Here is a 7,390-nt window from a genome sequence, read left to right as displayed (position 1 = left end):
GCCCTTGGAGTGGGCAAGCTCAACGAGCTCCTTGGTGCGGTCGAGGTTAAGCTGGAAGGTCTCCTCGTGAGAGCCGTCATACATGATGGACGTAAAGCCGGCCTCGATGCACTTGAAGCAGTCCTCGTAAGAACCGTGATCGAGGTGAAGGGCGACGGGAACGGTAACGCCCGTGGCCTCGACGGCAGCCTTGACCATGTCGGCGCAGACCTTGAAACCGCCCATCCACTTAGCGGCACCAGCGGTGCACTGAAGGATCAGCGGAGACTTGGCCTCCTCGGCGGCCTGGAGAATAGCCAGGGTCCACTCGAGGTTGTTGGTGTTGAAGGCACCGAGACCGTACTTGCCGGCCTCGGCCTTCTTGAGCATGTCTGCTGCGTTGACGAGCATAAAAGAAACCTCCTGTAAGGTTGCTCCGATAACGCCTGTGATTTTACCACGGCGTATCCGAGCATAAACGTTCGTTTGTTCACGAATATCGTCCAAACAGACTTTTTTTGACCGTTTGCCCTACGGAATCGACCCGTTGGGGAAAATATCTTGACGTTTGGACGCTTCTCATGCTTCAGAAGCTGACTGCAAAGCTACATCTGCATGAAAGGGTTCTGCATAAGCTCGCGTGCCACAGTGGTCGAATCGCCATGGCCGGTTAGGCAAACGGTATCGGGCGGGAGAAGCCGGGCGAGCTTGGAGAGCGAGCGCAGAATCGCCGCCTCGTCACCGCCGGAAAGATCGGTACGACCGTGGCTGCCCGGGAAAAGCGTGTCGCCCACAAAGGCGATGTTCCCCTGCTCGGTCGCGGCGAACAGGACAATGCCGCCCGGCGTATGCCCCGGCGTCTCGATCACCTGCAGGCAGACGTCGCCCACCTCGATTGTATCGCCCTCGGCAAGCAAGCGCGTCGGCTCACCCGGATCGGGCGTCTCGATGTCCCACATGGCGCGCTGCTCCTCGATATTTGCGCGAGGTACCGTCACGTCCTTAGCGCACAACTCATATAGTGCGCTGTCGCCAACGACAGCTCGAACCCCGGCAACCCCGCCAACATGGTCGGCATGACCGTGCGTGCAGACAGAGCCGAGTACGCGCACCTCGGGATGCGCGGTGTGGATATGCTCCACAAGACGCTCGCCCTCCCACGCCGGATCGACGATTAAGCACTCGTCATTCGAAATCACGGCGTAGCTGTTGGTCTGAATCGGGCCGTTGACGAGCGCCTCAATCGAAGCCGCGCCTCGGGGTGTCAGGTCCAAAGTCATATCGCCCATGCGCATACCCTCCTTCTAAAATACGTTCGAGGCACCAAACGATGCCTCGAACGTAACCAATATCTATGATGCTGAGAGGCTCTCGCACCTACACACGGCGCTTGAGTTGCGCTCCGCCCTCGCCGGGCATAAGACGGCGAGCGTCGTAGACCGAATCGACACTGCTGATGGAAGCCAGCAGCGGATCCAGGCCGCTCGCATCCGAAATTTCGACCATAAAGCGCAGGGTTGCAATACCCTCGCGGTTGGTCGACGTGGCGGCGGAAAGGATATTGCCGCCCGCATCGCCAATGGCAATGGTGACATCCTTGAGCAGGCCCATGCGGTCCAGGCACTCGACCACGATCTCGACCTGGAAGAGGGTATCGGCAGCGCCGTCCCACTCCACATCAATCATGCGCTCGGGATGTTCCATAAGACCCTTGACGTTAGGGCAGTTGGCGCGATGCACCGAAACGCCACGACCACGCGTGATGAAGCCGACGATGTCGTCGCCCGTCACGGGGTTGCAGCAATGAGCCAGACGGACCAGCAGGCCGCTGTTGCTCTCGCCCTTGACGATAATGCCGTTACTGGCGCTCTTGCCGCGCTTTTGCGGCTTGCGGTTGGAGCCGCGAGCGGGCTGCTTCACGACCTCGGCGATAGCCTCGGCCTTGGTGAGCTGTTCCTCGGGCTTGGGGTCCAAGATTTGCTCGACCTTATTGCCCACAGCGCGCGGGGCAACCTTGCCGGCGCCGACGGCGGCAAACAGGTCCTCGAGCTGCTTGAAGTTAAACTGCTCCGCCACGGCGTTGAGCGCACGCGTCGAACGCGGCGTAGAAATGCCATAGCCACGCTTACGCAGGTCCTTGGCCAGCATATCGCGACCAGCAGCAGCGTCGTCGTCCTTGGTCGCAGCGGCAAAATAGCGGCGGATCTTTGACTTGGCGGAAGGTGTCTTAACGATCTTGAGCCAATCACGCGACGGCTTGGAACTCTTGTTGGTCAGGATCTCGACACGGTCACCCGTCTTAATCTCGTGCGTGAGCGGAGCCACCGCACCGTTGATTTTGGCGCCGACGCAATGGTTTCCCACCTCGGTGTGAACGGCATAGGCAAAGTCGAGCGGCGTGGATCCGGCACGAAGCGCCATGACCTCGCCTTTGGGCGTGAAGACAAAGATCTCCTGATCGAACAGATCGACCTTCAGCGAGTGCAGGTATTCCTTGGCATCGGTGATCTCGTCGGAAGCCGCCCAATCGAGCGAATGCTTGAGCCAGTTGATCTGGTCGTCCAAACGTTGAGCGTCATTGGTCTTGGAAGCAGACGATCCGCCCGACTTCTTGTATAGCCAGTGGGCGGCAATGCCGTACTCGGCCTGCTCATGCATCTCGTAGGTTCGAATCTGAATCTCGAGCGGACGAGCCGTAGGGCCGATGACCGTCGTGTGGAGCGACTGGTAGTTATTGACCTTGGGCATGGCGATATAGTCTTTAAAGCGACCAGGCATGGGGTGCCACAGCGTATGCACCGCACCGAGCGTGGAGTAGCAATCGCGCACCGAATGGGTAATAACGCGCAGCGCCACCAGGTCGTAGATCTCGGAGAACTCCTTGCCCTTGCGCTTCATCTTTTGGTAGATGGACCAATAGTGCTTGGAGCGGCCGTTGATCTGGAAGTCCTCCAGACCAATGCGGTTGAGCTCATCGGTAAGCGTCTTGATGGTCTCGGCAAGGTAGCGCTCGCGGACCTCGCGCGACTCAGCCACCATGCGCGCGATGCGCTGGTAGGCATCGGGCTCCAGGTAGAAGAAAGACAGGTCCTCGAGCTCCCACTTAATAGAGCTCATGCCCAGACGGTCGGCCAAGGGCGCGTACACGTCCATGGTCTCGCGAGCCTTAAACAGGCGACGATCCTCGCGCAGGGCTGCCAGCGTTCGCATGTTGTGCAGACGGTCGGCAAGTTTAACGATGATGACGCGAATGTCCTTGGACATGGCGAGGAACATCTTGCGCAGCGTGAGCGCCTGCTTCTCGTCCATGCTGTCGACTTCGATGTTGGTGAGCTTGGTCACGCCATCGACGAGCTCGGCCACCGTATCGCCAAACAGGCCGGAAACATCGGTGAGCGAGGTCTCGGTATCCTCGACGGTATCGTGCAGCAGCGCGGCACACACCACATCGCAGTCCATCTTGAGATCGGCCAAAATGATGGCAACCTCGACGGGATGGTTAATGTACATCTCGCCCGAGCGGCGCTTTTGGTTGCAGTGCTTCTCGGCGGCAAAGCAGTAGGCCTGCTCAACCTTAGAAAAGTCGTCCTCATTCATATATTTGAAGCACAGGCGCTCCAGCTTGTCGTAGCTGTCCGCCATAATCTCGGGCGGCAGCTCATCGGCATGCTTATAGTGCTCCATCTCCGAAAACGGCTGGAGGGTGGAATCATGGGCGGTACGGGCTGCGGCATCCATCGAGGTCCCCTTCCCCTAGGCCCGCGGTACGATCGGGCGGTTAACTTTGGCTAGCATATCAGAAGCGCACGAATCGAGCGCCCAGCTCCGGAAAGCCGAAAACTCCATGCGCGAGCGCAAGCCCTCCAAATAGCGAATTGACCTGCTCAATTGCACGCGGCCAGGGTTTTCGGCCATCGCGATGCGACGGGTGTCGTCAAACCCCGAAACTCGACAGAAACCAAGCTCTTCGAAGATTCCCAGGCCGCTTTCCACCGAACGCTCGTCGACCGGCGTGCGAGCATCGATGGCAAGGCACATCTGCGCGATGTCGATATCGCTCGCGCTAAAGGAATCGTCCCCGGTTTTGCCGCGGTTGGAGCGCCACATGGTCTGCAGCGCGCGATAGAGCGTGACGAGCTCGTCGCGCTCGGGCGCATAGCAGTCGAGCAGGCGCTCGTTAATGCGGGCGTCGCGCGACGAATAGAGCAGATGGATCACGGCGGGCTGGCCATCGCGGCCGGCACGTCCGCTCATCTGGTTGAACTCGATGGCGCCAAACGGCATGTGGTAGAGCACGACATGGCGGATATCGGGCAGGTTGACACCCTCGCCAAAGGCGGAGGTCGAAACGATGCAGCTGAGGCTGCCGTCTCGGAATGCCTCCTCCACGCGACGGCGATCGGAACGCGCAAGCCCCGCGTTATAGAACGCGATATGGGTTGCGCAATCGGGCACACGCTTGCGCAACGTCTTGGCGAGCGCCACGGACTGGTCGCGCGAATTGACGTAAATGACGGTCTTCTCCCCCGTCGCCACGATCGACACCAAACGGTTCTCGCGGCTCGCAAGGTCGCGGTCGTCCTCGAGCTGCAGGTTCTCGCGCACCGTCTCGTCGACCACCGTGCGGGTAATCGGTAGTACGCGGGCGAGCTCGGCCACAACCGGAGCCGTTGCGGTGGCCGTCGCAGCCATAACGACCGGGTCGCCCAAGGCTTTGAGGATATCGGGCATGTCGAGATAGGCGCTGCGGTCGCCGCCCTTGGCAAGACCGGCATGATGCGCCTCATCGATAACGACAAAGCCGATGCGACCCGAACGCGCGAAGCGGTCACGGTGGATAGATAGGAACTCGGGCGTCGTGAGCACGATACCGGTGCGGCCCGAAGCTAGGCCGGCGAACACGTCATCGCGTGCGGCCTCCACGGTCTCGCCGGTCAGCACGCCAACGCCAATGCCAAGCGCTGCCATCGTCGACGAGAGGTGATAGGCCTGGTCGGCAACAAGCGCACGCAGCGGATAGACAAAGATGCTCGAACGTCCGCGAAGCACCGCCTCACGCGCGGCATGCACATGGAAGATGAGCGACTTGCCGCGCCCCGTTCCCATAACGGCCAGAACACTTTGGTGATCGGCCAGGGCATCGAGCGCCTCGACCTGCGCGCGGTGCGGCTGGTTCGAGCCGATAAAGCTATGGATAAGCGAGCGCGTGAGCTCGGTATAGGAAAGCTGGGCGAGCGTCTCGCGCTTACGCGACTCCAGGCGCAGGCCGGAATCCGCCGGCTGCACGCCACGACGAAGCTCGCATGCCGGATCGTCGACGCTGGGCAGCGTGGTATCGCGGACCAGAACATCCTTGATCATGAGCTTGGGCTTCACACGACCCTGCCAATGCTCGGCAACGGCCTCGAACACCAAGTCGACAGCGCTATCGCAGTTGATGAGCTTATCGATTTGCGGTACACGAAACATGATGGCCGGCACACTCGCGGCGCCATCCGTCGCCACGAAGCGCATGTGCTCGCCGGTCTTACCCACCACGGCGCGATCACACATCGTCACGCCCTCGGCAGCCAGCAGCGGCACCTTATTACCCTGGCCAAACGGCTCAAGGCGGGAAATCTGCTCGATGGTCTCGATATTTAGCTCGGAGAGGTCAACGGTGGCGGCAACCTCGTCAGTGTCCTCAAAGTCCTCGGCGGGAAGCTCCGATAGCACGGCCGAAAGGCGACGGCGGAACTCGTCGAGCTTGGATGCCTCGATAGTCACACCCACCGCACCGGCATGTCCGCCGCGACGAATCATCAGGTCGGAACAGCGCTCGATGGCGTCAAACAGGTTAACTTTGCCCACCGAGCGACCAGAGCCGCGCGCGATACCGTCCTCGATCGAGAACAGCAGCGCCGGCACGTGGTAGCGGTTGGTCAGACGGCTTGCCACGATGCCCTTGACGCCCTCGTGCCAGCCTTCGCCGCCCACGACGATCGCGCGTCCGCCGTCATAGGTCTCCTCGACCTTTGCCATGGCATCGCGCGTGAGCTCCGCCTCGATCTCACGGCGCTGGCGGTTGATTTCCTCGAGCTCAGCCGCCAGTGCGCTTGCTTCGATGGGATCGCGGGCAAGCAGCAGGTCGAGCGCCAGCTTGGGATCGGCCATGCGACCGGCAGCGTTTAAGCGGGGAATGAGCGAGAATGACAGGCCATCCGCCGTAATGCTCGAAAGGTCCGCCTTGGCGAGCGCGGCAAGCGCGATATAGCCGGGGCGAGCGGTTACGCGCATCTGCTGGATGCCCTCGGCAACCAGCGCGCGGTTCTCGGGCGTGAGCGGCATCATGTCGGACACGGTGCCCAGCGCCGCGACCTCGATTAGCGAACGCCAATACGACGGCTTGCCCAGGCGCTCACCCAGGACTTGCACCAGCTTGAGCGCCACACCAGCACCGGCAAGCTCACGCGAGGGTCCCTCGTCCTCGAGCTTGGGGTCAGTCAGGGGCACACCCTGCGGCACCTGGTCGGAGGGCTCGTGATGGTCCGTGACCACCAAATCGATCCCCAGGCTCTCCAGATAGGAAACCTCTTCCTTGGCGGCAATGCCGTTATCGACGGTTACGATCAGCTGGGGGCGAGCGAGCTCGTTAACGCGGTCGAGCGCCGCGCGCGAAAGACCGTAGCCCTCATCAAAGCGATGCGGAATAAACGGCGTGACATCGGCGCCAAACGTGCGCAGCGCCTCGGTCAACAGGCAGGTCGACGTAATACCGTCAACGTCAAAATCGCCAAAGACTGCAATGTGCTCGTGGTTGCGAATAGCACGCTCGACGCGGTCGGCAACGACCGACATGCCCGGGATAATGAGTGGGTCGGCCCAGTCGCGATCGAGCGAAGGCGTCAAAAACAATTGGCCCTCTTTGATGGAGCCAATGCCGTGCGCGACCATAATGCGCGCCACCAGCCCGGGAATGCCCAGACCAGCCGAAAGCTCCTTTTCGAGCTCGGGGTTTTGCTGAGCGACCGCCCAGCGATGCGTCGTCTTAAGCGATGACATAGGCACCCACCCCCGATAGGGGCAGGTCGCCGCGATACCTCTCACGGTTCATAGCGATGAGTCCTCTGTGTATGCCCGCTTCGGCAGGCAGATCTGCTGAACGGATTTATTATACCGTGCGGCGCGGACGCAAATCGCCGCAGCACGCCGCGGTTTCGGTAAACGATGCCGGTAATACCCTCGAAATAATCGAGCGTTTCTGACGCACGGACACATGTGAGCGTCTAGCATATTCAGTCAAAACGGATTCACGAGCAAAGGGAGTCACAAGAGCATATGAAGCAATGGGTTGGACTGGGCAAGTTTCTCGCGGGGCACATGCAAATCATCGTTCCGATTTGCGTGGCGCTCGGCGTGCTCTTTCCTCAAC

Annotated in this window: 4 protein-coding genes; all 4 read right to left on the bottom strand. The window is 60.8% G+C overall.

What is annotated here, in order from left to right; all coding sequences use genetic code 11:
* A partial coding sequence (locus AB5164_RS09390) for a class II fructose-bisphosphate aldolase (RefSeq protein ID WP_368143318.1) occupies window positions 1-390 on the bottom strand: 390 nt, incomplete at its 3' end.
* A gap of 194 nt (window positions 391-584) precedes the next feature.
* On the bottom strand, window positions 585-1,268 hold the full coding sequence (locus tag AB5164_RS09385) for an MBL fold metallo-hydrolase (protein ID WP_368143319.1): 684 nt from the start codon (window positions 1,266-1,268) through the stop codon (window positions 585-587).
* A gap of 88 nt (window positions 1,269-1,356) precedes the next feature.
* A complete protein-coding gene (locus AB5164_RS09380) occupies window positions 1,357-3,717 on the bottom strand; it encodes a RelA/SpoT family protein (RefSeq protein ID WP_368148027.1) in 2,361 nt (786 codons plus the stop codon).
* A 15-nt stretch (window positions 3,718-3,732) separates the two neighbouring features.
* Entirely contained in the window at window positions 3,733-7,020 is a 3,288-nt protein-coding gene (gene recJ, locus AB5164_RS09375) for a single-stranded-DNA-specific exonuclease RecJ (RefSeq protein WP_368142259.1), read from the bottom strand.
* Window positions 7,021-7,390: the final 370 nt, after the last annotated feature.

Source organism: Collinsella aerofaciens (assembly GCF_040915425.1).
Classification (GTDB): domain Bacteria; phylum Actinomycetota; class Coriobacteriia; order Coriobacteriales; family Coriobacteriaceae; genus Collinsella; species Collinsella aerofaciens_BW.
The sequence above is the reverse complement of the archived record's forward strand: the minus strand, read 5'-3'. Positions and strand labels throughout refer to the sequence as shown.

Excerpts from the sequence above, each read along its gene's own strand:
- AB5164_RS09385 (WP_368143319.1), bottom strand. The coding sequence starts at position 1,268 with ATGGGCGATATGACTTTGGACCTGACACCCCGAGGCGCGGCTTCGATT.
- recJ (WP_368142259.1), bottom strand. The coding sequence starts at position 7,020 with ATGTCATCGCTTAAGACGACGCATCGCTGGGCGGTCGCTCAGCAAAAC.
- AB5164_RS09380 (WP_368148027.1), bottom strand. The coding sequence starts at position 3,717 with ATGGATGCCGCAGCCCGTACCGCCCATGATTCCACCCTCCAGCCGTTT.